Origin of the sequence: Tenuifilum thalassicum, from assembly GCF_013265555.1 — a bacterium.
Classification (GTDB): Bacteria; Bacteroidota; Bacteroidia; order Bacteroidales; family Tenuifilaceae; genus Tenuifilum; species Tenuifilum thalassicum.
Genome location: NZ_CP041345.1, coordinates 2,574,888 through 2,601,330, shown reverse-complemented (window position 1 = coordinate 2,601,330; position 26,443 = coordinate 2,574,888). Strand labels below are relative to the sequence as shown.

The window sequence follows — 26,443 nt, the reverse complement described above, 5'->3', positions numbered from 1 at the left end:
TGCTATCGGTTATTGTAAAGATTCATTGCTCGTTCAATGCCAACAGTCCCAAATGCAAGAATTGCCTCACCAGCTAACGTTATTCTTTCAGGTAAAACTTTTAGCTCATCTTCGGTCCATTCGCCAAGCACGTAATCGACCTGTCTGCCCCTGCTAAAGTTATTTCCAATGCCAAAGCGTAGCCGCGAATAATTCTGGGTGCCAAGCACATCATTGATATTCTTTAATCCATTATGGCCACCATCGCTACCTTTGGGTCGCAGGCGAATTGCCCCAAGTGGCAAGGCGATGTCGTCAACAACAACTAGCAGGTTTTCAAGAGCGATCTTTTCCTTTTGTAGCCAGTAGCTAACGGCTTTGCCGCTAAGGTTCATATAGGTCGAAGGCTTAAGCAAGACATAGGTGCGTCCTTTGTGCTTGAGCTGAGCTATGGAACCGTAACGAGAGTCCTCAAAAGAAATGTTGGACGCCTTTGCGAGAGCGTCCAACACCATAAATCCTACATTATGTCGGGTGTTGGAATACTCAATTCCGATATTCCCTAAACCCGTTATTAGGTACTTCAATATTTATTAAATTATTATTCTTCTTCTTGTTGTTGAGCAGCTTCGCGTGAAGCACGGGTAGCCTTAATTGTAGCGATAACCATGCTCTTTGGCTCTACAATGTTAAAGCCTTCAAAGTTCAACTCACCAACCATAATACTTTTACCAAGGGCAAGATTGGTTACATCAACGTCTATAGAGTCTGGTAAATTATTCACCAAACCATTAACACGAATCTTACGAACAACTTGTAGTAATCTACCACCCATTTTAACACCTTCGGCTTGACCAACAAGATTCACAGGTAAAGCAACAGTTACAGGTTTGTCGGCTAATACTCTAAAAAGGTCAATGTGTAGAACTTTATCAGTAACAGGATGGAACTGAACCTCTTTAAGAATGGTATCATAAACCTTACCGTCAATATTAACCTTGATAAGGTATACATTAGGAGTATAGATTACTTTATTCACCTCTTTTTCATTGAGGGAAATCATAATGTTTTCACCAGCACCGTAAATAATAGCTGGAACAAGTTCCGACTTGCGTGCTTGTTTTGCTGCTTTTTTCCCTGTTTCAGTTCTTAGCGCAGCTGAAAGTTCAATTGTTTTCATTTTTTTGTTTTTTAGTGTTACTTCAGGCACTACTCAGGGCTGCCCTCATTCTATTCAGCCCCCCATCGTACCCATAAACTTGAGGGAATTGGAGCGCAAAATTACTACTTTTTTTAAAAAAAAGTATCAGATGATGAATTTTTCGCTGATCGATTGGTAGTTGTAAACCTTATTTATCACATCGGCAAATAGGTCGGCTACTGAAAGCACTTTAATCTTTGAAGTGTCTTTGTCTTTGCGCAATGGTATAGTGTCGGTAACTACTAGCTCGGTGAGCTTAGAATCACGAATACGTTCGTAGGCATTGCCCGAAAGTACAGCATGAGTAGCAACGGCTCTGACAGATGCGGCTCCCTTGCTCATCATAAGTTCTGCAGCCTTAGTTAGTGTGCCAGCAGTATCAACCATGTCGTCCAGAATCACCACGTGCTTACCTTCAATTTCGCCAATTACAGTCATTTCACCAACCTGATTAGCTTTTTCCCTATTTTTGTGACAAACGGCAAGCGAAGCATTTAGGAAGCGAGAGTAGGCGTTTGCACGCTTAGCGCCTCCCATGTCTGGCGCTGCAATGGCAATATTCTCAAGTCCCAAATCTTTTATGTAGGGCACAAAAATTGAAGATGCATACAGATGGTCTACTGGAACATCAAAAAAGCCTTGGATTTGGTCGGCATGGAGATCCATGGTCATAACTCTATCGGCTCCAGCTGCAACAAGCATGTTTGCAACTAGTTTTGCACCAATGGCAACTCTAGGTTTATCCTTCCTGTCCTGACGAGCCCAGCCAAAGTAAGGCATTACAGCAACCACCTTATAGGCCGAAGCTCTATGGGCAGCATCTATCATTAGTAATAGTTCAAAAAGATTATCAACCGGTGGAAATGTGGATTGAATGATAAAAACTGTACATCCCCTTACCGATTCATCAAAAGAGGGCTGAAACTCGCCATCGCTAAAAACTGTTAGTGTCGATTTTCCAAGTGGAATGCCAAAACTTTGGGCAATTTTTTCGGCCAAATAGCGCGAACTCCGTCCTGTAAAGAACTTTATTTGGTGTTTGCTGTGCATCTTAGGATTTTTTTCCGTTAATGCTCGCAAATTTACAAATTTTATGGCGAATGCTCTACACCTGGCAATGAGTTATTTTAGCTTCCTGAAAAACCGAGTCTATGTAATTAAGCACATCCTCGCGGCCTGTGCGCGTTACACATGAAGTTGTGAAAAATGGTGGTAGCTCTTCCCATGTTTTCAGAAGCTCCTTTTTATGCAACTCTATGTTCTGCTCTAAAACAGTAGATGATACCTTATCGGTTTTTGTAAATATTAGTGCAAAGGGAACCTGATTCATGCCTAGCCAGTTTATGAACTGAATGTCAATTTCCTGTGGCTCTAACCTTGAATCAACTAAAACAAATAGAAGATGCAAGTTTTCCCTTTTTAGAATGTAGTTAAGTACGATATCAGAAAACTTTTCACGTTCCGATTTGGAAACTTTTGCATAGCCGTATCCTGGCAAATCAACTAAATGCCATTCATCGTTTATCAGGTAGTAGTTTATGAGTTGCGTTTTGCCAGGCGTTTGTGAAACTTTAGCCAGCGCCTTTGTGCAGGTTAGCATGTTTATTAACGACGATTTACCAACGTTAGAGCGGCCAATGAATGCATACTCGGGTAAATCAGTTTTTGGACATTTTTGCACGCTAGGATAGCTAGCAACGAATTTTGCTGTTCGAATCACCATGGCTTGTAAATTTAAGTTAAACTTTGTCCCAGATTACTCCCAAAAGTATACGATATGAACAATAAAATCAACTTTTTGCAAAATTAATTGATGAAAGTTTTTTTAAGGTGCCCTTTTTTGAATTTAAACAGGAAGAGAAACTATTTGGTTTAGTTTAAAAAGTTGAATAGGCATATATCAACATGTAAAACTTTTACTTAATTTTCACAAAAATATTTCAAACTAAATGTTATGAACCCAGAAAATAATACAGTTATGGCAGAAAACAAGAGTTTCTGGCGGAAGCACTTCTTCCCATTTGTAAGGAAAAACCTGCTTGTGATCATTTTAGCATTGGTAGTTGTTTTCACCTATTCGTGGTTTTCAATTAAGGTGAAAAACATCAAAAGTAAGAATGAAGAGGAAAAGGTACGACTTATCACAAAGTTCCAGCACGAAAAGGATAGCCTTAACCTTAAGAACTTGGAGTTCGCATCAAGAGTCTTTTCATGGGCCATTCGTTCCGAAATGCTTCGCAACAATATTGAGAATCTAAATCAGCTGGTTACAGTATTTGTTCAACAATCCAATGCCGATGTTGTTAATATCATTGATTCAAATAATAATATTATCATCTCCTCAGATAAAAAAGTTGAGGGAACTACTTTTGATGATAATATTTTGGCAAATCTGACTAAAACCATTGTTGGACAAGATGTTGATAAGTCGATTATTTACACGCCTATAATGGGATTTAATAGCAAGTTAGGCGTGCTTGTAGTTATTGTTAAAAAGTAGGTGATTAAACATGTTATTGGCCAAATGATTTTAGCATTTGAATAAAAGTTGTTTTGAAATTAATAAAAGATAAGGAATGAAGCCCGAAGAAATTGAGAACCTGAAGATTGAGTTGCTAAGTATTGACGATTATGAAGAGTTTAAAGAGGCCATGATTGCTGCCTACAAGACTCTACCCAACTCGTATTGGCCAAAGGATAAGATTGAAAAGTTGATATCGATATTCCCCGAGGGGCAGGTAGTAATTAAAGCCAATGGACGAATTGCCGCTTGCGCGCTATCCATCATTGTAGATTACGATTCATTTGGCGATAATCATACCTATAAACAAATAACCGGCGATTACACATTTAACACGCATACTCCTTATGGAGATATTCTGTATGGAATAGAGGTGTTTGTGCATCCATCGTTTAGAGGTTTAAGGTTAGGCCGACGTTTATATGAATATCGCAAGCAGCTGTGCGAGAAGTTAAACCTTAAAGGTGTTGTTTTTGGCGGGAGGATACCTAACTACCATAAATGGGCTTCAAAATATTCTCCTAAGGAGTACCTTGAAAAGGTAAAGCATCGCGAGATTGATGACCCTGTTCTAAACTTCCAGCTCTCAAACGATTTTTATCCTTCGCGTATTTTAAAAAATTACTTAGAAGGTGACTTTTCGTCGGGCGAATATGCTGTTTTGCTTAAGTGGGATAACCTATACTACGAAGAGCCCCAGAAAAAGGCTAAAATAAAAAAATCTATTGTACGGCTTGGACTTATCCAATGGCAGATGCGCCCATATAAGAACATGGACGATTTAATGCTTCAATCGGAATATTTTATTGATGCAGTTTCGGGCTACAAGTGTGACTTTGCCCTTTTCCCGGAGTTCTTCAATGCTCCGCTAATGGCTGAGTTTAACCATTTGCCAGAGGCTGATGCAATTCGGAGTGTGGCTCGGTATACTCCTGAGATTGTTCAGCGCTTTTCGCAATTCGCCATCTCTTATAACATTAACATTATTGCTGGAAGCATGCCTGAGATGGTTGGCGATACCTTGTATAATGTTGGATATCTTTGCCATCGATCAGGCAAAATTGATCGCTATGAAAAGTTACACGTAACACCCGATGAATCAAAGGTTTGGGGGTTGAAAGGAGGAAATCAAATTAAAGCCTTCGATACAGATTGTGGTAAGATAGGTGTACTAATCTGTTACGATTCTGAATTTCCTGAGCTAAGCAGGTTGTTAGCCGAAGAGTGAATGCAAATACTTTTCGTTCCCTTCTTAACCGATACTCAAAACGCATATTCCCGAGTACGATATTGCGCCCAGGCCCGTGCCATTGAAAATGAGTGCTATGTAGCCATAGCTGGGAGTGTAGGTAACCTACCCAAGGTGCACAACATGGACATCCAGTATGCCCAATCAATGGTTTTTACACCCTGCGACTTTGCTTTTCCTGCTAACGGCATAAAAGCCGAAGCAACCCCTAACACCGAGATGATTCTTGTTGTTGATGTTGACCTTTCAGTCCTAAAAGAGTTGAATCAGTATGGCAGCGTTCGGAACTTAAGAGACCGCCGTAAGGATATTTTTGTTCTTAGTAAAAAATAATTATGGGTATATTGTTAAGTACTATTTTTATAAATCATTGTACTGGTTAATTATGGTTAAAGGATTTCTTTGAATTGGAGTGTAAATGTTTCAATTCTCTATATTTGGTAAAAAATAGATGTTTTGAAAAAGATTCTTTTTCTTATAATAGCTATTGCAACCCTTTCTGGAATCAAACCAATTTGGGCTCAAGTTTTGCTCCCTGTACCCGATTCGCTTAGAGTTGTAAATTTTAGACTAACAAATGAAAAGACAGGTGAGCCAGTTGGTTTGGCACATGTTCTTAATATTACACAAAAAAAGGGATGTATTTCCGACTTGATGGGTTACTTTAAAATTCCTTACAGAATTGGCGATAGCCTTAGAATTACCGCCCTTGGGTATCATCAGAAGTACATACTCAACTGGGGACAGTTCAGTAAGGATACCATTTTTTATTCCATTAAGCTAACCCCAAAGGTTTATGAAATTGAAGAGGTGAGGATTTCGCGTTTTACTACTTATGATAGATTTCTAAGAGAATTTGCACACCTCGATTTAAAAAAAGATAAAGAGGAACAGCAGAACGAAAGAATTCGGCTATACTTTTATGGCATTGTTAAAGGTCTTGCTCTACTTAGCCTGCCAGGTCAAACTATGGGTGTTACTTTTGGAAAGGATTGGTACCAAAAACAAAATGAAAAGGTTGATGCGGCTATTGAAAAGGAAAGACTTAAGCGGAAGGCTGAAAACAAGTTTAACCTTGGTGTTGTTGAAAAGCTAACCGGGCTCAAAGGCGAGGAACTTCAAAGGTTTTTCGACTATCTAAGCTTTGATCAGAGCTATGTCTTGAAGGCAACTGATTATGAATTGCGAGAGCGAATTTTAGAGCTATACGAACAATATAAAAAAGCATTACCTAACGATAAGACTAGCCATGATTGATTTTAATTTGATGATTCCCGATTTTCGAGATATTGAGAATGCATACCAACTAATTAAAAATCACATTAATCGTACTCCTGTTTTTTCTTCAAGTAGCATTAATTCAATTTTGGGTTGCCATACTTGGTTCAAATGTGAGAATTTTCAGAAGGTGGGAGCATTTAAGTTCCGAGGCGCTACCCATTCTATTCTGAAGTTAAAACCCGATGAGGCTGCTAATGGTGTTATTACACACAGCTCAGGGAACCATGCTGCAGCACTTTCGCTAGCCGCTGCGGTAAGGGGAATACCTGCATATATAATCATGCCCGAAAATGCACCAGGGATAAAGAAAAAGGCGGTTGCAGGATATGGTGGCCAGATTACATTCTGCAAGCCAACCCAGAAGGCTAGGGAGGAAACCATGCTTAAAATTAAGGCGGAGACTAATGCAACCTTTATTCATCCTTACGATAGTTTTAACGTGATATGCGGGCAGGGGACAGCTTCACTTGAGCTGCTCCAGGAACATCCCGATCTCGACATCGTTATTGCTCCTGTAGGTGGGGGCGGTTTGCTAAGCGGGACAGCAGCATACATTAAGGGCAAGAACCCAAAAATCAAAGTTTATGGGGCTGAACCTCAAAATGCTGATGACGCATACCGTTCATTAATCGATAAGAAAATATACCCCTCGGTTAACCCACAGACCATTGCCGATGGCCTGCTCACCTCTTTGTCGCCATTAACTTTCTCAACCCTGCTCCAGCATTGCGACGGTATACTAACCGTTTCGGAATCATCAATTATTAAGGCTATGCGAATGGTTTGGGAACGAATGAAAATTATTATTGAACCATCTTCGGCTGTGCCTGTTGCAGCAATTTTGGAACATGGTGAAAAATTCCGAAACAAAAAGGTTGGCGTAATAATATCAGGCGGAAATGTCGATTTAGACCATTTACCCTGGCAAGAATAATGATTGGGGTTTGTTGAAAAGAGAGTCTGATTGCTTAGAACTGCTGTGCCTGATCGGGATTTTCGTGTGGAGGAATTTGGGAAGTTAGAGGAAGTTAAAAGAATGAGTCTGAATGAATCGGAAATATTCGGAATGAATCGGAATATTATATCGTTTAAAGCTTAACGCCTTTTATTCGTCTTAGCAGGACACAGCGTTGAATTTTAATCAGTCTTCGCTGTACACAACCTTAAATCATAAACTTTATCCTTTAACCTTTATCCTTTATTATCATGCCGAGCTGGTCGAATTTTGATGAATGTGAGGAAGTTAAAGATGCGACTTGAAAGATTATGAAGCTGACCTCTTTTATAGTTTTTGTTTTTACTTGGAGTTAACATATTTTTCTTTTTAATGTATTTCTTGACAGATTCATTGGGCAATTTCTTTCAAAAAAATATCGATGGTGAACATTGACAAACTTATCTTGTTTTTAAATCGAAATAAAACTTAAAAAACATATGGATATTAAGGAACTACTAAACTGGAGGTATTCCACAAAAGAATTTGATCCGAACAAGAAAATTTCAGATGAGGACTTTGCCAAGGTTAAGGAACTGCTTAGGATGAGTCCATCAAGTACCAATATTCAACCCTGGCATTTTATTATTGCAAGTACCGATGAAGGAAAAAAGAGAATGGCAAAAGGAACCCAAGGTTTTTTTGCATTCAACGAAGCTAAAGTGTTAAATGCATCGCATGTGGTCTTGTTCTGTTCTCGCATCGATACTGATGAGGAATATATGAAACACCTTCTTGAGTTGGAGGATAACGATGGTCGATTCCCGAATGAGGAGATAAAGCAGAGGGTTTTTGGTGCTCGCAATACTTTTACCGACATCCACAAAAATCAATTGAATGATTTGCAACATTGGATGGAGAAACAGGTATATCTTAATGCTGGAAGTTTTTTGCTGGGTGTTGCTGCCCTTGGCATTGATTCTTGTGCAATGGAGGGAATTGATGCGAAAGTATTAGACCAAGAGTTTGGATTAACGGATAAGGGCTTTACTGCTGTTATGGCAATTGCAATTGGTTACAGGGCAGAGAGCGATTTTAATGCGACTGATAAAACTCCTAAATCCAGACTTCCTGAAGAAGAGGTTATTACTGTTGTATAGCAACATTCATTCGTTAGCTGTTTTTTGTTTGCCATCAACTGCTCAGGCTGTTTGTTATAACAGCTTGAAAGTTCGATGGCAATTTCTTTAACCAATTCATCCTAACAAGTTTGGTGCAAGGTTAAAATGGTTAGGTGCAGGATTCTATTATAAATTGATTTTTGCTTTAAAAGATAAGCCTTAATTAATTTTACCTTAAGTCGGTATTTATAGTTTGAATATTTTTGTTGTGAAGATATAACAAATGGTTGTTTGTGGGTGTAAATCTGACTAATAGATGATGTGCTTGGTTTTATAACTATATCATGCTAAAAAGTATACAACATTTGTAAATCTGTATAAGAAAACAAGTTGCTTTCAACCGATCTTTGCATTGTTCTTTAAATCAAAAATGAAAAAAATGGAACAAAATCAATTTGGTAAAAAAGGCTGGACTCCCGACAGAATTGGGAATTTAAAGGGTAAAACCTTTGTGATTACCGGAACCACCAGCGGAACCGGTTTCGAAGCTGCAAGAATTCTACTCTCAAAAGGTGCACGTGTTGTTATGCTGAACCGCAATCCGAAGAAATCGGAGAATACAATCGATATTCTAAAGAAGGAATTGGGCAATTCCATTGATGTGCTAACCATTCAGATGGATTTATCGGTACAGGCATCGGTGAAAAAAGCCGCAGCTGAGGTTCTTAAATCAGTTGATCGAATCGATGCGTTAATTTGCAATGCTGCCATTGCCCAAGTCCCCAAGCGTGTGTTAACAGTAGATGGATGGGAAAGCCAGATGGGAACCAACTATTTTGGCAACTTTACGCTTCAGGCTTTGTTATTCCCTTTGATAGAAAAATCAAAAGGAAGAATTGTAACGGTAGGAAGCATGGGCTACAATATGGGTTTAAAAACCATAAAATTCGACGATTTAAACTGGGATCATGACTACACCCCCAACAATGCTTACAGTCAGAGCAAGTTGGCACAAATCATGTCGGTTTATGAGCTGCAGGATCGTTTGGAGAAGGCCGGCAAAACAGATGTAAAAGTTTATGCATGCCATCCGGGGTCGTCCAGAACCAATTTGATTAACACAAGCGGCAGCTTTATGATGAAGTTCATCTTTAATCTGATGAAACTTTCCCCGTTAACGCAATCGGCTGAGAAAGGTGCCTACCCGATGCTGATGTGCGCTACCGAGCCCAACCTCGACCCAAAAGGATTTTATGGTCCAACTGGTTGGAACAACTGGGTAGGCCCTGTAGGCGCCCATAAATTGGAGCCACATGCCAAAGACAAGAAGATAGCACAGAAATTATGGGAACTTTCAGAAAAAGAAACAGGTATAAAATGGAATCTATAACAGAATAGCTATGAAAGTAATTATAACAGGCTCAACCGGGATGGTTGGAAAGGGTGTTTTGTTGGAGTGTCTGGAAGATGACAAAATCAGCGAGGTTTTGCTCATCAACAGAACTCCTATAGGAATCAGTCATCCCAAAATAAAAGAGGTTATCCATAAAGACTTCACCAATTTTTTGCCCCTGCGCGATCGCTTGAGCGGATACGATGCCTGCTTCCATTGCATGGGAGTATCTTCGGCAGGAATGAGCCACGAGCAATATTATAAGCTCACCTATATCGTTACAGAAAGTTTGGCAAATCTGCTTTATGAGTTGAATCATGATATGACCTTTATTTACGTTTCGGGCGAAGGAACCGATGGCTCTGAAAAAGGAAAAAGCAATTGGGCACGCGTGAAGGGGAAAACGGAAAATTTAATCTTAAACAAGGGTTTTAAAGATGCCTATGCCTTCCGGCCCGGTGTGATTTTGCCCGAAAAAGGTGTAGTTTCAAAAACTCGGCTTTATCGAATAATTTATCAGCTCATGTACCCATTCTTCCCCATTCTAAAAAAATTAAAATCTGTCACCACTTCGTCGAAAATCGGGAAAGCCATGATTATTCTGGTAGAAAAGCCTTATGATGCTAAAATTATTCGCGGACAAGATATTAATTTACTCGTTAGTAAGTATAACTTTTGAAAATGAAAACCCTATTAAAAGTGATGTTGTTTATTGTTACAGGTGGTTTTGCTATTTTGCTAGGAATAATCTTATTCATCAATACTGAACGTTTTGGTAAAATCCCTTCTGGGGAGCGGTTGGAAAGAATAAAAAAGTCTCCAAACTATAAAAATGGATCCTTTCAGAATTTGCAACCTACTCCCATGCTATCTGATGGTGTTGGTTTATTTGATGTACTATTTGAATACTTTTACAGGTCAAAACCTAAAGAGCCAACAACAAAATTACCTTCTAAAAGAACTGATCTGAAGAGCATAAGTCCCAAAGAAGATGTTCTTATTTGGATGGGACATTCATCTTACTATTTTCAAATAAATGGCATAAAGTTTTTAGTTGATCCGGTTTTAAGCGGAAATGCCTCACCAGTTACTTTTACAACAAAAGCATATGATGGCGCTGACATTTACACCGCTGATGATATTCCAAAAATTGATTATCTTATTTTAACGCACGACCACTGGGATCATATGGATTATCGAACACTAAAACGACTTAAACATAAAGTAAAAAGAATAATTACCGGACTTGGGAATGGTTCCCATTTAGAACGTTGGGGATTTAGTTCAGATGTAATTTACGAAGGGGACTGGTTCGATTCCTTAACCTTTAATGAGGAACTGAAGATTCATGTTACTCCTGCACGACATTTTTCAGGTCGTGGGCTTCAACGCAACAAAACATTGTGGGCATCGTTTGTTATAAAACTCCCCAACTACTCCGTTTATGTTGGAGGAGATAGCGGGTATGGTACACATTTTAAGGAGATTGGTGAAAAATACGGCCCCTTTGATTTAGCTGTGCTGGAAAATGGGCAATACGATGAAAAGTGGAAGTATATACATATGCTCCCTGGAGAACAGCTTAAAGCCGCAACCGATTTAAAAGCAAAAACCGTTCTACCTGTTCATTCTTCAAAGTTCACATTGGCCAATCATAACTGGAATGAACCACTTCAAAAAATAGCCGAAAAGGCAATGAAATTTAGGTATAGAGTTATAACACCTATGATTGGAGAGATGGTACTTTTGAATGATATAAATCAAAAATTTTCCGAATGGTGGAATTTCTAACTTTGTAACTTATGAAACACTTTAAAACATTATCGGCCTACCTAGACTATTTAGGGCTACCTCGTCCCGAACATCCCATGCTCAGCGTAATTGTTTTTGATGGTGATAAAGCAATTCCCTGTCCGAGAGAAAGTTCGCCACCCATTACCAACGACTGTTACACCATTAGTTTTAAAAAGTACGTGGAGGGTGATTTAAACTACGGCCGTACCAAGTACGATTTCACCAACGGAGCCTTAATCTTTATGGCTCCCCGGCAGGTGCTGCAATGGAACAGTAGTATTGTTTTCGAGCCCAAAGGCTTTTCCATTCTATTCCATGAAGATTTTCTAAAAGGAACAATACTCGAGAAGCAAATCAAGAAATATGGTTTCTTCTCTTATTCCACCAAAGAAGCATTGCACCTTTCACCCAAGGAGGAAAAACAAATTGAGTCGATTGTTAAGAATATCGAAATCGAATATCAAAATACCCAGGATGACTTCAGCAAGGATATCATTATTGCTCATTTAGATACGCTACTAAAATATGCCAACCGTTTCTATCAGCGGCAGTTTATCAACCGCAAGGAGCTAACTAACAGCCTGCTCGAACAATTTAATCAATACCTGGATGATTATTTCGAATCCGGGCAGTTTCAGGAAAAGGGCATCCCGAGCATTGAACAAATAGCAGAAAAGTTAAAGGTTTCGCAGCGTTATTTAAGTGATGCTTTAAAGAAGGAAACAGGCAAGACAGCCCATGAGCACCTGCAACTATATTTGATTAACGAGGCCAAAAACATGCTGTTACAACCCGAAAAGAGTGTGGCAGAAGTTGCCTACGACCTGGGCTTCGAATACCCGCAGTATTTTTCTAGATTGTTCAAAAAGAAAGAGGGGATAAGTCCAACTCAATACCGCGAAAAATATAAACTTAATTAAACCATGGAACTATTGAAACTATCCACCGAATGGGCAAAAGCCGAGGTGCTTTCTACCCGATTCTTCATTGTTTTTGCCATTTTATTTTTCGCTACAAGCATTGGTTTTTGGCAGTTAGGTAAAACTGAATTGGCCAAAGCCTATGTGATTCCAACACTGGTGGCAGGTGTGCTGCTGATGACTATCGGGTTGGGCTTGTTTTATACCAATAAATCCAGAGTCGTACAATTCGAAAAAGCCTATCGGGAAGATGCAACTGCTTTCTACAAATCAGAAATAGAACGAACCGAAAGCACGTTAAAAGAGTACACGGTTGTTTTTAAAGTCATTCCTATTCTGATAATCGTAGCTGCTTTGATTATTCTATTCCTGAATACACCAACCTGGCGGGCCATTGGCATCACCACCATTGCCATGCTGACAATTATTATGCTGATAGATGGAACAGCATATGCAAGAATGGAAGTATATCACACGAAATTGTTGGACAATAAAAGTGAGATACAAGTGTCAACTCATTAATTTATTTGTGTGTTGGGGTAGGTAGACCTGTCGCAATTTGTTATGGTTTTTGGTTAAAAAGAATTCTGGCTTTTCTCAAATCATCCAAAATATTTTTTACTAATTGCGAATTCTCTAAATAGTTTGGTTGACAAATCTTATTATTTAATCAACCATAATGGGATAATAAAATTACAAGTGAAAATATTTAGAATCAGGTGATTATCTTTTTAGTTTTACTCCCACAATAATTGGGTAATGGTCGGAGTAGTTAAGGCGTGGGCTTGAATATTGGGTTGTTAAAAAGTGGTTGCTTCTTAAAATGTAGTCGATACGGTACGATGGCCATATGCCGCTAAATGTAGTTTCAACACCAATGCCCGCATCCTTAAAGGTGTCGTGAAGTTGTTTTGTTAGCGTTTGGTATGTGTACGAAATAGGTGAGTCGTTAAAATCGCCACAAATAAGTACCGGGTATTTGCAATCATTTATATGCTCCAGAACCTGATTAACCTGTTTGGCCCGTTTTTGAAAAGCTACGCCCAAACGCGATACTAAATCCCTGAACTCATCATAGTTTTTGCTATCAATCTTGAACTCATTGCGAAGCAAAAAGTTAAAATTTCGCTCTTTAAGCCGTGTCGATTGCAGGTGTAGATTGTAAATTCTGATAGTATCATTGCCTGTTAACAAATCAACATACATGCAGGCATTTAGTGAATTACTAAAAGCAATTTCTCCTTTGTTTATAACTGGCAGGTTAGTTAGAATGGCGAGACCGTAGGCTGTGGTTGCTCGTTTTAGAAGATATGATGGGTAAACCCGCATGCCTGATATCCTTTCAGCATCTTCTTTGTTGTAGCCATCGTTCTTGGTGAAATACTCTTGCAGACAAACCACATCTATTTGGTTGTTGCTTATGTATTTTAGAATATCATGGAATGAGGCTTTTTGGTCCGACCAAGAGTACAAGCGGAAAAGATTTACGTTATAGCTCATCACCTTTAGGTCGGCATTGTCTTTTTTAGTTTTTCCAAAGGGTAGCTGAATAAAAGAGTTAAAATGATTTAACCCCAATATGATTGCAATAAGTGAAATAAAAACAAACTTTCGCCAACGGAATATCCAGTAAACAAGGAATAGGAGGTTGATTAATAAAAACATAGGGTAGAAAAGCCCTAAAACTGCAGCAAACCAGAAATTTTCTGGATTTACATATACGCTAAGGTAGGTAAGTACAAGGGCGAGTGCAAATAGCACGTTGAACCAAACCAAAAGTCGATGTATTAGTCGAACAAGAAGCATTAGTTTATATTTCGGTTATTTGCTTTAAAGAGGATTTCTTTTTCCTCCTTTGTGAGGCTGTTGTAACCAGAACGTGCAATTTTATCAAGAATTTCATCGATTCTTTTCTGTTTTTGGGCTTTACGGTAGTTGTAATCGTAGTCCGACTCAGGCCTGGTGTAGGTTATCTTCATCTTCCGACGTTTTGGGAATTTCAGCCTACCAATCCAGTAAAAGTATTTGGCCATATCGGTACCTTGGCGTAGCATGGTAACATAAACGAAGCCCAAAAGAGCGCCACCTAAATGGGCTATATGCCCACCAGCATTTGAAACGGGGATGCTTATGACATCAAGAATAATGGTTGCAAGTGCCAAGTATTTAAGCCTAACAGGGCCAAGGAATAATAGGTAAATGGTAAAGTTTGGCTGTAGGGTTGCCACCGCCACCACAATAGCCAATACTGAGGCAGAAGCTCCAAAAGCAATTGAAACATCAGCATAACCTTTAAATGCGGGTAATATGTTATACGAAAGGATGTATAGAATTGCACCGCTAATGCCACCAAGAATGTAAACCCAAGTTAGCTGTCTTTGAGCAAAAAACTGCAAAAATAGCTGGCCAAACCAGTAGAGCCATAAAAGGTTAAAAAGAATGTGCAAGAACCCCTCGTGGTAAAACATGTAGGTTACCAAAGTCCAAGGCCTTAAAATCAGAACCGAAAGGCTGGCAGGTACAGACATCATTTCAGTAATCCATTCCGATGAGGCCCCCGCAATAAAAAGGAAAACACGCAATAATCCAAAAATGACAAAAACAGCAAGATTAATGTAAATGAGTTTGGTGAGGTTGCTCCCAAACCTAAACGAACTTTTTATTTCATCCCAAATTGGCATAGTCCAAATTTCTTTTTTAAAAGTTCTTGGCTTATGTAAATTTAAAAGAAAACATTTATAGTATCAACTGTTAGTAGAAGATATCGGTTCGGCGTTGCCAAAGTTTTATAAGGATAAAACCGAAAATCATACCTCCAAGATGTGCAAAATGCGCAATGCTACTTCCTGGTTGAGTTAAACCAAGGTATAGTTCAAGACCGCCATAAATTATTACCATCCACTTGGCTTTTATTGGGATTGGAGGAAAAATTAGCATCAATACAGTGTTAGGGAAAAGCATCCCAAATGCTAATAAAACTCCGTAAACAGCTCCCGATGCTCCAACAGTAGGAATGCTTTGCTGAAGAGCAATTAGCTGACGAATATATTCGGCAGCTTGGTCAATATAAACTGGGCTCTCGGGGAAAAGGTACCATTTGTCGAGAAACTTGGCATAAACCTGGTCGTAGTATTCGGGAAAATGACGTGTAACGAATGCTGCAAATGCCTCGGGTGAAGGGGTGTTTAGCATAGCCGCAGCATCATGTTGGATTGAAAGAATATGAAGATAGTTAACCAGTAGGTGGATAGAAACCGCTCCTAGGCCTGTTACTAAGTAGTAAATTAAGAATCGTTTACTTCCCCAAACCTGTTCCAAAACACGACCAAACATCCAAAGAGCAAACATGTTGAAAAATAGGTGTGTTAAGCCGCCATGCATGAACATGTGGGTTACTATCTGATACGGTCTGAAGTTTGGTGAGCCAGGGACATAAACACCAAGAATCCTATTCAGGTCAATACCAAAAGTATTTCCAAGCACCCAGGTAATAACAAGCATCACCACGTTTATCATAATTAGGTTCATCACCACGGGTGGAGTTGAGCTAAAAATATTTCTGTTTCCGTACATCTCTTTCTTTTTAAAGTATTTTCTTAAACCAAAAAAATCGATAAAAGTTTAATCTATTTCAATCTCCGTTCAATTTCGTCAAGTTCCAAGATGTCAATAATCTTTTTACCATCAGGAGTGATATTTGGTTCACTACATGCGAATAGCTTGTCAACAATTTCTTGCATTTCAAAGTTGCTGAGCACTTTTCCGTATCCAATTGCCGAGGCTTTAGCCATGCTTAGGGCAATGCGATGTTTAGCATCGGAAAAAGGCAGCGCGTGGTTTTCATTCATAATGGCAAGAAGATTTTCAATGAGCTTGGCGGGGTCGGTAACCGAAGAGCTTGCTGGCAAGCTATTTACGCTAATTGTATTATGGTTAAGGTTGCTTATCTCCATTCCAAACTTAGCTAGCTCATCGGCATTGCTGATAAGAAGTTCGTAGTCGGCTGGTAAAAGTTCAATGGTTTTAGGGAAAAGTTCCTTCTGTTTTATGTTGGTGTTACTTTGCATTCCAGCCATATACTGCTCATACAGAATTCGTTCGTGGGCGCGTTTTTGGTCGATAATCATTAATCCCGACTTTACATTAGTCAGTATGTATTTACCTTTTAGCTGGTAAAATCGATTTGAAGTGTCGGAAGTGGTTGCTTTCATTCCTTCCGATTCAAAAGTCTCTATTCGGGTTTGAACGGGGTTGGGTTCTTCGGGCATGTCGCCAAAAAGTTGCTCCCAGCCAGTAACCGACTGTTTGTTTCCGCCACTTTTATGCGTAGGTGCTCCTTTTGGTTGCTCATCGAAGGGGTTATAAGTGGGGTCGATATCAATTGAGGGAAAAGTTATAGGAGCATTTTTGGGCAGGTATGGTATGTCGAATCCAGGTGTATCAAAATCGATTGAGGGGGTAACGGAAAATTTGCCAAGCGATTCCCTAACAGCAGCATGAAGGATTTGCCATATCATGCGCTCATCCTCAAACTTTATTTCGGTTTTTGTAGGATGAATGTTCACATCTATTGATTGGGGGTCAATGTCAAAGTAAATAAAATACGATGGATAAGCCCCTGAGGGTAAAAGCCTGTCGTAGGCATTCATTATGGCCTTATGTAAGAACGGGTTTTTCATGAAGCGCCCATTTACAAAAAAGAATTGTTCACCGGCGCTCTTTTTTGCGCACTCAGGCTTTCCTATATAGCCACCAAGTTTAACAATGCTGGTTTGGGTTGATATATCAATAAGATGCTGATTAATGTTTTTCCCAAATAGACCAACTATTCGTTGTTTAAGACCCGAAGGCGGTAGTTTATATAAATCATTACCATTATGATTCAAGGTGAAAGCGACTTCAGGATAGGCGAGTGAGACTCTTTGAAACTCAGAAATGATGTGTTTTAGTTCAACCGAATCGCTTTTAAGGAATTTTCTTCGTGCTGGGACATTGAAAAAGAGGTTTTTAATTGAAATTTGTGTTCCTGCTTGGCAGGCAATGGGTTGTTGGCTAACCAGTTCCGAGGCAGAAATGTTAACCTCTGTACCTACCTCATCGATGGTTCGTCGAGTTTTGAGTTCAACCTCTGCAACTGCAGCAATTGAGGCAAGTGCTTCGCCTCTAAATCCCATGGTGCGAATGTTAAAGAGGTCGTCGGCAGTGCGTATTTTTGAGGTTGCATGCCGCTCAAAGCAAAGCCTTGCGTCGGTTTCCGACATGCCTATGCCATCGTCGATAACTTGAATTAGCGATTTACCTCCCTCGCGAACAATAAGTGTAATGTTTCGCGCACCTGCATCTATTGAGTTTTCAAGCAACTCCTTAACTACCGACGCAGGGCGTTGAACAACCTCTCCAGCAGCAATTTGATTAGCTATTGAATCGGGAAGTAGTTGAATAACATCGGCCATGGTTTAACGGAAAAATAAAAAATAAACTATTAACAATAGAATGAAAAGAATTATGAGTACACGAATGTTCGATTGCCGGCTCGACCCCGAAGGGCGTTTGCGTGCCTTGTGAAACTGGCCTTTAATGGTTGGCACAAAGGGTTTGTCCTTGCTGTTTAAACCCAACTCCTTACGAATGCGCTCTTCGCGCTCACGCATCGCCTCCTTACTCTCGTCGTAGTACATGGGTTTGTAGTTAAACCCTTTGGGTTTGGGAATATGAAAAAATTTGAATCCTGCCATTTGCTATCCTCTTATATAATTCTACAAAGTTAGCCATTTCGTTAAACTTTACGATTATTTTGCTTGAAACACTTTGGCGGTTTTTAGTTATTTTTTTGTAAATTACAATGATTTAGCATGGTGAAACAACAAGGTTTGTGGTTTTTCGTTATTAATGTAAACGAATAAAAATGAAATTTTTTTTAAATCGAAATTGCTTAATATGCTTGGTGATGTTTATGGTGTGGGGATGCACCAAAAATATTGAGCCAGTTCCCAATTCGGCAAATCTATCGCCATCGTTGTCGTTTCCTATTGGCGAGGGAGAGTTTAATCTTTCTAAATCGCTAGTAACACTTGGTATTCCAGTTGTTAACCTTACTGAAAATGTTCCAGGTTGGGCTAAATATGCCGATGTTTACATTCAGGATACGTTCACGTTGAATATCGACGAGGTTTTTGACCAATCCGATAACATTGAGCTGATAATGTTCAAGGTGAATATCTGGAATGAGTTTCCCTTGGCTGGTGAGGCACAGGTTTGGTTCGTAGATGATACCTATAACAAAATCGATTCCCTCTTTACAACGGAGAGGGCAACAGTTCCCGCTGCTGAAATATATTCCAATGGAACAGTTGTTGGGACAAAGTTTGAATCATACAAATCAACATGGGATAAGGAAAGGGTAGAGCTGCTTAGGAGTGCAACTAATGTGATTGTTCGTGCAGGGCTAAAAGTTACAGAGGAGGGTGTTACGGAACAAAACATACAATACTTTGACGATTACGCTTTGCGGGTTCAACTTGCGGCTCGTGTCGATTTCTCATTAAATCTGAATAATTAGGATGACGACAAAGAGGCTATCGATTCTGTTTTTATTCATTTTTTTCCTTGCTGGCTCAGCATATACCCAGCAAAGCAATTCGTTGTTTTTCATGCACCGAATTCCACAGTCGAATTTTATAAATCCTGCTGTTCAGATTGATTGCCCAGTTTATGTAGGTTTGCCACTCCTTTCATCTTTACATTTGAATTTTAACTCAACAGGGTTTTCTTATAATAATATAGCTGGTGGGGCAAGTGTTAACTTTTCGTCGCTTGTGTCGCAAATGCATAGCTGGGATTACCTGTCGGGAGAGTTTCATTATACCCCAGTTTCGTTTGGTTTTATGTACGACAATGAACGATACTTCAGCTTTAGCTTGACCGAGCGGGTAGAGAGTAAAATGTTTGTTTCCAAAAACTTGATGTCGCTTTTTGCCGATGGTAACACACAGTATGTCGGAGGTGGACTTTCAACAGCAAACCCTGGGTTGAATGGCTTCTATTATCGTGAATTTTCTTTTGGTTATTCGCAGCAGTTACAAAATGAGATGCTAGTTGGGCTGCATGCAAAAGTTCTTTTCGGTTTGGCTGGTGTTTTTACCCGTCGGAATCCAGTAAATATCGAGGTTGATGCGCTTACTTATAACATTGATGCTAGTTGGAATCCTCAGATTGATGCTGCTTATCCTCTTTCTGTAACGACCGATGCAGCTGGAAATGTAACAGGAGTAATTGCTGGACAATTTAGCCCATTGCCATTCTTCTTGAATTTTAACAATCCTGGATTGGCTTTTGACCTTGGTTTTGTCAAACCAGGCGACCCAATTACTTGGAGTGGTAGCGTATTAGACCTAGGTTTTATTTGGTGGTTAAAAAATACAAATCGGTTTGAAAACGATGGCCATTTTGTATATCGTGGGGCAACTCCTGCCGACCTTGCAAACCCCGATGACTATGTTGCCATGCTTGCCGATTCAATAAATAACCAGATACAGTTCACCCATGCTCCTTCAAGTTTTGTTACTTTTCTTAACCCCAAAGCATATTTTGGCGCAACATATAACCTCTCTCAAAATCTGTTGGCAGGTGCACATTTAAGAGCTGAGTGGTATCCTGGTAGGCCTGTAGTTGGTTTAACTCTGTCGGCTATTGCATTAGCTAACAAGGGGAACTCATTAGCTCTTACCTACTCAGTTATGAATGGCTCGTTTAGGAATGTTGGGGCTGCGTTTAATCTTGGTGGAAAACGATTTCAATTCTACATGCTTTCCGACAACATTCTTGCAGCATTTTATCCAGAAAAAGCACGTAATGCTAATCTCCGTTTTGGGTTTAATCTGTTTTTTGGTTGTACAAATAAAAGTAGGAAACCTAATGCACCTCCTTCCATGAGTGGGAACTGTTACTGGACTTGGAGCCTAGAGCAGAAAAGGCGGAAGATTAAATGAGGTACAAAATTCATTAGATTTTTTTAAGGTTTCTTAGATTGACGTTTAATCTTATAGAAAATTCATACTTTTTCTATGTTATATTTAAGGTGTTGTAGAAAAGCGTTTGCCATTTACCTGTGTAAATATGAATTGTTTCTAAAAAAAGTTAATTCAAAAACTTTTTTGCCTATTTAGGATACCTTTGTGGGCTAAATACACGTATCCTCACGAATAGGTTTAAATCAATTGAATTATGGTGAAAAGATTTCTGCTAGTATTAACCACACTAGTTGTTGTAGTCTCTGCTCAAGCACAAAAAAAGATACTTTTCGATAATACTAAAAGTGAAACGGCAAGCAATGCCGACTGGATTATTGATGATGATGAGCCCATTCCTTCCCCTGCTCAATCGGGTATAACGCAAAGTACCACAGAAACATACTGGCAAGGAGCATTGTCGAGTTGGGGCGTAGAAATGGTTAAGCGTGGGTTTTATGTGGAAACGCTTCCCGCTTCGGGTTCAATTACTTATGGGAATTCATCAAATAGCCAGGATTTGTCCAAATACGATGTATTTGTGGTTTGTGAGCCTAACAACCCATTCTCTGCAGCAGAAAAGCAAGCAATAATTGACTTTGTTCAGAATGGTGGTGGACTTTTTATTGTGGCCGACCATGCTGTAGCTGATAGGGATGGTGATGGATGGGATGCGCTCGAGGTTTGGAACGATTTTTTCTCTACATACAACAACCCTTTTGGTTTTACTTTAGATCCTGGTAGCAATATTTCAATTGACCCGGCAACCAATGTGGCAAACTTGCCCGATAATCCAATACTCCATGGTCCCGCAGGCGATGTTGATGGTTTAGCCTTTTACAATGGTGGAACTTTCACAATTGACAAAAGTGCTAACTCAACTGCTATTGGACTTGTTTACAACGATGGGTACTCAAATAGTGGTACAACAGGCGTAATGGCAGTTTGCGCTACTTATGGAAGTGGTAGGGTAGTGGCAGTTGGCGATAGTTCTGTTCCTGAAGACGAAACTGCTCACGATAATTCAAATACATACCCTGGATGGTCTCAGCCATTTAATGCTGGAAATGCAACTGGCGATAATGGAGTTTTTGTTACTAATGCAACAATTTGGCTAACAGAGTCAACTAGTAGCCCAATGCTAAGTTCGAGTGAAAGCGCGCTTTCGGGTTTTTCATACACTCCTGGAAATGGACCATCTGCTCAGCAGAGTTTTAGCATTTCCGGTGAAAATTTAGATGGGAGTAAGGTTACCATTACTGCTCCTGCTTCCTATGAGGTTTCTGCTGATAACATAAACTATGCTGCCTCAATTGAAGTAAGCTATACCGCTCCAACGCTCCCATCAAAAAATATATTTGTTCGCCTTAAAGCTGGGCTAGCCGAAGGTGTTTATAATGAAACCCTAGCGATAACCGACAATGGGAGTGCGTCAGACTTGAGTATTAGTCTTAATGGAGAAGTGAGTAGCACTGTGACAATTCTTACCGAAGATTTTGCTAGCTGTCTACCTGCAAGTTGGCAAGTGTTTTCTGTTACTAGTAATAAGGATTGGACATGTAATTCTCAAGGATACATTGAGATAAATGGCTACAATGGGGATGTTGCTTCCGATGATTGGTTAATTTCACCAGCGCTTGATCTTGGTGGCTATTCAAACATAACGTTAACTTTTGATTCGTGGACAAAGTATTCCGATACTAATATCCCTAATCCTGAAGTCAAGGTTTTCTACTCTACTGATTATCCAGGTAGTGGCAACCCCGAGAACTACACTTGGACTGAACTATCGTACAATTATCCTGCAGAAAACTCGCAAGTCTGGACCTCGTCTGGAGATATTGACTTGTCTGATGCAAGCGCCCAAAATGCTTACATAGCATTTCAATACTTATCATCTGGTACTACTAGTGGTTCTGCAGCGTACTGGTCAGTTGATAATGTTGCTATTACAGCTAAGGTGCAATCTACAAGTTACACCATATCGGCAACGGTTACTCCTTCTGGCTCAGGTTCCGTCTCTGGAACAGGTACGTATAATTATGGAAGCACCTGTACGCTAACTGCATCTTCGAATACTGGGTACGACTTTAATGGTTGGTACGAAGGAGAGAGCTTAGTATCAACTAACCCAACGCTATCATTTACTGTAACAGGGAATCGTTTGCTTGAGGCAAGGTTTTCGTTAAAAAGTTTTGAGATATCGGCAACTGTAAATCCAGCAAATGGTGGTACTGTTAGTGGAACAGGAACTTATACCTTCAATAGCACATGTACCCTAACTGCAGTTCCCGAGTCTGGTTTTGAATTTACAGCTTGGCTTGAGAATGGTAACCAAGTTTCAACTAATCCAACTTTGACGTTCACTGTTACTGAATGCCGTTCTTTTGAGGCGCAGTTCTCAACTATTAATTCTGATTCTTTTGATGAGTTAAACTCGGTAAGAGTCTATCCAAATCCGTTTCGCGATATATTCATGGTTGATTTTGCCGGTAACGATTTTTCAAGCATTGAGGTAATTGATGTAATAGGTAATGTTGTTTATAGCAAATCGAATTTGTCTCAAACTGTATCAATCGATTTGTCGAGTTATACTAAGGGTATTTACTTTGCTAGAATAACCAAGGGAAGGCACTCAAAAATAGTAAAGCTTATAAAGCAATAATATTTCTAGGGGTTTATAGCCAATGGAATCGTAAACCTACTGAAGGTGTTATGTACATAAAATCCTTATCGATGGATTTATTTAGCTTGCCATCGATAAATAGGGTTATATTAAGTCCGGACTGAGTTGATAATTTGGTCCCAACGATTTTATGTTCAATGCCCAATCTGGCTACAATGTCTGTCGACATTTCGTTTAGCCCGAAATATTTTCTTTTTCCACTTTCGAACCCAATTCCAATATAGGGGTTAAGTGCCATTGGTAAGTAAAATTTGATATCGGATCCAAAACGAATGCTCCCGCTTTCCCAATTGGCATCGTTGTTCTGCTTTTCAATTATTGGTCCAGTAACAATCCCTTCCATTCCAGCCCAAATTCCAATGGCAATTTTCTTTGTAATAGAGAATGATCTATCACAAACTCCGTTAAGGCGGTAGAATTGCATGTCGACACCAGTTGGGTCGGTTACGTCAATACCAAATCCAACACGCCATCTGCCTTTGTAGGCATTTTTTTGCTGAATCCAGTTTGAACGCTGACGTTGTGCATGTGAAATATTTGTAAGCAAGAAGGATTGAAGAATTACTAATCCAAGTGGTAAAAATAAGATAATCTTTTTCATAAGATAATTTGGTTGTGGTTGACATTATTTACTGTAAAAGTCATAAAAGGTTTCATCTGTAGGCTATTAATCCGCAGAGAATTCTCTTAAAAGTTTACGATAGTTGGCAAAGAAGTTAGCACGGGAAATGAATCCTAAGTATTTGCCATTCTGATCAATTACGGGTAGGTTGAAGTTGTCGCTATGCAAAAGTTTTTCGGCTATTACCTCTGGATCGTCCTCCAGTGAAATTGTGGTTTCTGGTATTTCCATTATTTCTTTTACAAAAACTTTGTTGTAAAGGTAAGAGTTAAACATTATTTGCCTGATCTGGTTCATGTTAACCACGCCAATTAGGTGGTTGTCATTATCAACAACAGGGAATAGGTTTCTTGTACTTTTCGAAATAGCATTAACCAAATCGCCCAAGCTCGATGAGGGGTGAATGGTGACAAAATTCTTTTCAATAATTTTCTTTAAATCAATAAGGTATAATGCATTTTTGTCGGCATTATGAGTTAGGAGCTGTTTCCTCTTTGCCAACTGTATGGAGTAGATGTTATGCTGTTTAAATATTCTTACTGTAATGTAGGAAACAGATGATGTAATAAGAAGAGGGAAAAGAAGCTGATAGCCATTTGTTATTTCAGCAATCAGGAAAATGCCTGTAAGGGGAGCGTGCAGAACGCCAGCTATTAATCCAGCCATACCAACAAGAGCTGAGTTGCTGACAGATATATGAAATCCGAGTTGAGATGCAAGAAGAGCAATAAAGAGTCCTGTATTTGCTCCTGTAAAAAGTGTTGGAGCGAAAATTCCACCAATGCCGCCTGCGCCAAAAGTGAGCGATGTTACCACGATTTTAAGCAGGAGCAAACAAAAGAAAAGGCTAAAAAGGACAACTACAGAATCGGGGTCAAGGTTAAAAAGGTTGTTCTTAAGCACTAGGCTATAATCGCCCTTAAGCGATGCGTTTATGTATTCGTAACCCTCACCATAAAGCGATGGAAAGGCGAACAGTATTATTCCAAGTAAACCTCCTCCTATGACAAGTCTTTTAAGCCTGCTTTTCATACCTTCAAATCGCTTCATGATGCGTTCATAGGTAGAGGTAAAATAAAGTGCCACAAATCCAGTAATTAGGCCTAGGATAACAAAATATCCAACTTGGTTAAGTTCAAAGGCATCTTTAAGTTCAAACCGATATAGTACATTTCTGCCAAGGAAAAGGAATGATGTTGTGTAGCCAGCAATTGAAGCTAACAGTATAGGAACAACCGATAGCGATGTTAGGTCAATCATTATCACCTCTACTGCAAACACTATCCCTGCAATGGGTGCTTTAAAGATTGCAGCCATTGCACCAGCACATGCTGCTCCCAGCAGGATAATTTTTTTTCGGTAGGGAATACGAAAAAAGCGCCCTAGGTTAGAACCAACCGCACCACCCGTGGCAACAGTTGGTCCCTCTAGTCCCACCGAACCACCAAATCCAACAGTTAACGCACTCGTTATAATTGAAGAGAAGAGGTTGTGCATCTTTATGTTTGCATGATTACTCGATATGGCATGTAAAACTTTTGGAACACCATCGCCAACCTCTTGTCTTAAAATATATCTGATGAAAATTACAACCAAACTTATACCTGCAGCTGGTAGCAAAACGTATAGAAATTTTACTTCTTTAACAAGATGCCAGTTTTGTAGGGATGACTCAATAAAATGTACTAAGTTTTTTATGATAACCGCAACTATTCCACTCCCAAATCCGGTTAAAAGGCTCAGTAAAAGGATGAAATAGTAAGAGTTGTTTAAATTGCTTTGCCAACGTATGAAACGCTTTCTAAATGCAAATTTGCCCATTTACAATTTGTTGGTATTTGAAGATTTATGCGCTTACTAAGATAATACAAGTATATGTTTTTCAAAAACTGATTGCTTGCTAATTTGTGTGATTTACTTGTTGATAGGGTTTTCAATGCAACTTTTAAATTTTATGTGTTTGCTTGAACAAATTGAATACGCAGGTTTAGCCTTGTTTTGGTAATATTATTTTCTTAACAGCCTTTTTTATATTGATTTTGCCTCCTTAGCCGTTTTTCTTTATAATTTTACACGCAAATTGTAAAAGAAGTGAATACATCAAAATTTAAAAAGCACGAAGAGATAGTTAATAGTACTAGTCATGGAGTAGGAATATTTCTGGCTATTGCAGCAACAGCTTTATTGATAATTCGAGGGGCATATCATGGTACCGTTTGGCATATTGTAACCTACTCAATTTTTGGCGCTGGGCTTATCAACTTATACACTGCATCAACACTGTTTCATTCAGCGGTAAATCCGCGAATTAAGTATAACCTGAATAAGTTTGATCATTCATCAATCTATATTTTAATTGCAGCAACTTATACCCCTTTTGCACTGCTTAGCATTAAGGGTTGGCTTGGATGGACCATTTTTGGATTGGTTTGGGCAATGGCAGTTGCTGGTGTGATATTCAAGGTTTGGTTCTATTCGGCTAAATTTCGTAGCATGTCAGCATGGCTTTATGTGGCAATGGGATGGATAGGTATTATTGCTGTAGTCCCTATTATTCAGAATACACCAAACCTTTCGTTATGGTTTCTTTTATCGGGCTGTTTGGCTTATAGTGCCAGTGTTATTTTCTATTTAAAAGATAGGTTCCCTTTTGCACATGGGGTTTTTCATCTTTTCATTATACTTGGCAGTGCGTGCCACTTTTTTGCGTTGTACTTTCTGATATAAGGATTGATT

24 protein-coding genes and 1 pseudogene are annotated in these 26,443 nt (G+C 39.3%); 14 read left to right on the top strand and 11 right to left on the bottom strand.

All coding sequences use genetic code 11. From position 1 onward, the window contains the following. Positions 1-2: 2 nt before the first annotated feature. From pth to yihA, 4 genes are all read right to left on the bottom strand, one after another. On the bottom strand, positions 3-566 hold the full coding sequence (gene pth / locus FHG85_RS10745) for an aminoacyl-tRNA hydrolase (protein ID WP_173075751.1): 564 nt from the start codon (positions 564-566) through the stop codon (positions 3-5). A 14-nt stretch (positions 567-580) separates the two neighbouring features. Further along, positions 581-1,159, bottom strand: coding sequence for a 50S ribosomal protein L25 (locus FHG85_RS10740; protein ID WP_173075749.1), 579 nt, complete (start codon positions 1,157-1,159; stop codon positions 581-583). A 126-nt stretch (positions 1,160-1,285) separates the two neighbouring features. After that, positions 1,286-2,230: a ribose-phosphate diphosphokinase gene (locus FHG85_RS10735; RefSeq protein ID WP_173075747.1), complete on the bottom strand. Its 945-nt coding sequence runs from the start codon at positions 2,228-2,230 to the stop codon at positions 1,286-1,288. Positions 2,231-2,285: 55 nt separating this feature from the next. Continuing rightward, the gene (gene yihA, locus FHG85_RS10730; RefSeq protein WP_173075745.1) at positions 2,286-2,903 is read right to left on the bottom strand and encodes a ribosome biogenesis GTP-binding protein YihA/YsxC; all 618 of its coding nucleotides are present in this window, start codon (positions 2,901-2,903) and stop codon (positions 2,286-2,288) included. Positions 2,904-3,158: 255 nt separating this feature from the next. Between yihA and FHG85_RS10725 the strand changes: the two genes are divergently transcribed. The 10 genes and pseudogenes from FHG85_RS10725 to FHG85_RS10680 all read left to right on the top strand — a co-directional run bounded on the left by FHG85_RS10725 (position 3,159) and on the right by FHG85_RS10680 (position 12,915). After that, positions 3,159-3,680, top strand: coding sequence for a hypothetical protein (locus tag FHG85_RS10725; protein ID WP_173075743.1), 522 nt, complete (start codon positions 3,159-3,161; stop codon positions 3,678-3,680). Positions 3,681-3,756: 76 nt separating this feature from the next. Then, positions 3,757-5,283: pseudogene (locus FHG85_RS10720) on the top strand (GNAT family N-acetyltransferase). 123 nt (positions 5,284-5,406) lie between these two features. Further along, positions 5,407-6,207, top strand: a complete 801-nt coding sequence (locus FHG85_RS10715; RefSeq protein ID WP_173075741.1) for a peptidase associated/transthyretin-like domain-containing protein — start codon at positions 5,407-5,409, stop codon at positions 6,205-6,207. Next, positions 6,200-7,165, top strand: coding sequence for a pyridoxal-phosphate dependent enzyme (locus tag FHG85_RS10710; RefSeq protein WP_173075739.1), 966 nt, complete (start codon positions 6,200-6,202; stop codon positions 7,163-7,165). The genes FHG85_RS10715 and FHG85_RS10710 overlap by 8 nt, the downstream gene beginning before the upstream one ends. A 500-nt stretch (positions 7,166-7,665) precedes the next feature. Then, a complete protein-coding gene (nfsB, locus tag FHG85_RS10705; protein ID WP_173075736.1) occupies positions 7,666-8,325 on the top strand; it encodes an oxygen-insensitive NAD(P)H nitroreductase in 660 nt (219 codons plus the stop codon). 400 nt (positions 8,326-8,725) lie between these two features. Continuing rightward, the gene (locus FHG85_RS10700) at positions 8,726-9,676 is read left to right on the top strand and encodes an SDR family oxidoreductase (protein ID WP_173075734.1); all 951 of its coding nucleotides are present in this window, start codon (positions 8,726-8,728) and stop codon (positions 9,674-9,676) included. Between the two features lie 10 nt (positions 9,677-9,686). Further along, positions 9,687-10,358, top strand: a complete 672-nt coding sequence (locus FHG85_RS10695) for an NAD-dependent epimerase/dehydratase family protein (protein ID WP_173075732.1) — start codon at positions 9,687-9,689, stop codon at positions 10,356-10,358. Positions 10,359-10,360: 2 nt separating this feature from the next. Next, entirely contained in the window at positions 10,361-11,470 is a 1,110-nt protein-coding gene (locus FHG85_RS10690; protein WP_173075730.1) for an MBL fold metallo-hydrolase, read from the top strand. An 11-nt stretch (positions 11,471-11,481) separates the two neighbouring features. After that, complete coding sequence (locus FHG85_RS10685) at positions 11,482-12,393, top strand: helix-turn-helix domain-containing protein (RefSeq protein ID WP_173075728.1); 912 nt, start codon at positions 11,482-11,484, stop codon at positions 12,391-12,393. Positions 12,394-12,396: 3 nt separating this feature from the next. Beyond that, positions 12,397-12,915 carry a hypothetical protein gene (locus FHG85_RS10680; RefSeq protein WP_173075726.1) on the top strand — a complete coding sequence of 173 codons (519 nt, stop codon included), beginning with the start codon at positions 12,397-12,399 and terminating at the stop codon, positions 12,913-12,915. A gap of 201 nt (positions 12,916-13,116) precedes the next feature. On the opposite strand, the gene FHG85_RS10675 is transcribed toward FHG85_RS10680, so the two are convergent. From FHG85_RS10675 to FHG85_RS10655, 5 genes are all read right to left on the bottom strand, one after another. Further along, on the bottom strand, positions 13,117-14,199 hold the full coding sequence (locus FHG85_RS10675; RefSeq protein ID WP_173075724.1) for an endonuclease/exonuclease/phosphatase family protein: 1,083 nt from the start codon (positions 14,197-14,199) through the stop codon (positions 13,117-13,119). Beyond that, the gene (locus FHG85_RS10670) at positions 14,199-15,074 is read right to left on the bottom strand and encodes a rhomboid family protein (RefSeq protein ID WP_173075721.1); all 876 of its coding nucleotides are present in this window, start codon (positions 15,072-15,074) and stop codon (positions 14,199-14,201) included. Before FHG85_RS10670 ends, FHG85_RS10675 begins: the two co-directional genes overlap by 1 nt. Before the next feature lie 70 nt (positions 15,075-15,144). Then, the gene (locus FHG85_RS10665; protein WP_173075719.1) at positions 15,145-15,966 is read right to left on the bottom strand and encodes a rhomboid family intramembrane serine protease; all 822 of its coding nucleotides are present in this window, start codon (positions 15,964-15,966) and stop codon (positions 15,145-15,147) included. 53 nt (positions 15,967-16,019) lie between these two features. Further along, positions 16,020-17,846: a DNA mismatch repair endonuclease MutL gene (mutL, locus tag FHG85_RS10660; protein WP_173075717.1), complete on the bottom strand. Its 1,827-nt coding sequence runs from the start codon at positions 17,844-17,846 to the stop codon at positions 16,020-16,022. Positions 17,847-17,849: 3 nt separating this feature from the next. Continuing rightward, positions 17,850-18,128 carry a hypothetical protein gene (locus FHG85_RS10655; RefSeq protein WP_173075715.1) on the bottom strand — a complete coding sequence of 93 codons (279 nt, stop codon included), beginning with the start codon at positions 18,126-18,128 and terminating at the stop codon, positions 17,850-17,852. A gap of 170 nt (positions 18,129-18,298) precedes the next feature. Here FHG85_RS10655 and FHG85_RS10650 point away from each other — a divergent pair, with 170 nt between their 5' ends. From FHG85_RS10650 to FHG85_RS10640, 3 genes are all read left to right on the top strand, one after another. Then, on the top strand, positions 18,299-18,952 hold the full coding sequence (locus FHG85_RS10650; protein ID WP_173075712.1) for a hypothetical protein: 654 nt from the start codon (positions 18,299-18,301) through the stop codon (positions 18,950-18,952). Between the two features lies 1 nt (position 18,953). Further along, positions 18,954-20,381 carry a DUF5723 family protein gene (locus tag FHG85_RS10645; protein WP_173075710.1) on the top strand — a complete coding sequence of 476 codons (1,428 nt, stop codon included), beginning with the start codon at positions 18,954-18,956 and terminating at the stop codon, positions 20,379-20,381. A gap of 235 nt (positions 20,382-20,616) precedes the next feature. Further along, entirely contained in the window at positions 20,617-23,064 is a 2,448-nt protein-coding gene (locus FHG85_RS10640) for a T9SS-dependent choice-of-anchor J family protein (RefSeq protein ID WP_173075708.1), read from the top strand. A 13-nt stretch (positions 23,065-23,077) separates the two neighbouring features. Here the strand turns inward: FHG85_RS10640 and FHG85_RS10635 are convergent, their stop codons facing one another. Both FHG85_RS10635 and FHG85_RS10630 read right to left on the bottom strand, forming a co-directional pair. Further along, positions 23,078-23,686 carry a hypothetical protein gene (locus FHG85_RS10635; RefSeq protein ID WP_173075706.1) on the bottom strand — a complete coding sequence of 203 codons (609 nt, stop codon included), beginning with the start codon at positions 23,684-23,686 and terminating at the stop codon, positions 23,078-23,080. A 66-nt stretch (positions 23,687-23,752) separates the two neighbouring features. After that, positions 23,753-25,528 (bottom strand): chloride channel protein, encoded by a 1,776-nt coding sequence (locus FHG85_RS10630; protein WP_173075704.1) that lies wholly within the window; start codon positions 25,526-25,528, stop codon positions 23,753-23,755. 270 nt (positions 25,529-25,798) lie between these two features. Between FHG85_RS10630 and trhA the strand changes: the two genes are divergently transcribed. Next, on the top strand, positions 25,799-26,434 hold the full coding sequence (gene trhA, locus FHG85_RS10625) for a PAQR family membrane homeostasis protein TrhA (protein WP_173075702.1): 636 nt from the start codon (positions 25,799-25,801) through the stop codon (positions 26,432-26,434). The last annotated feature ends 9 nt before the right edge of the window (positions 26,435-26,443 follow it).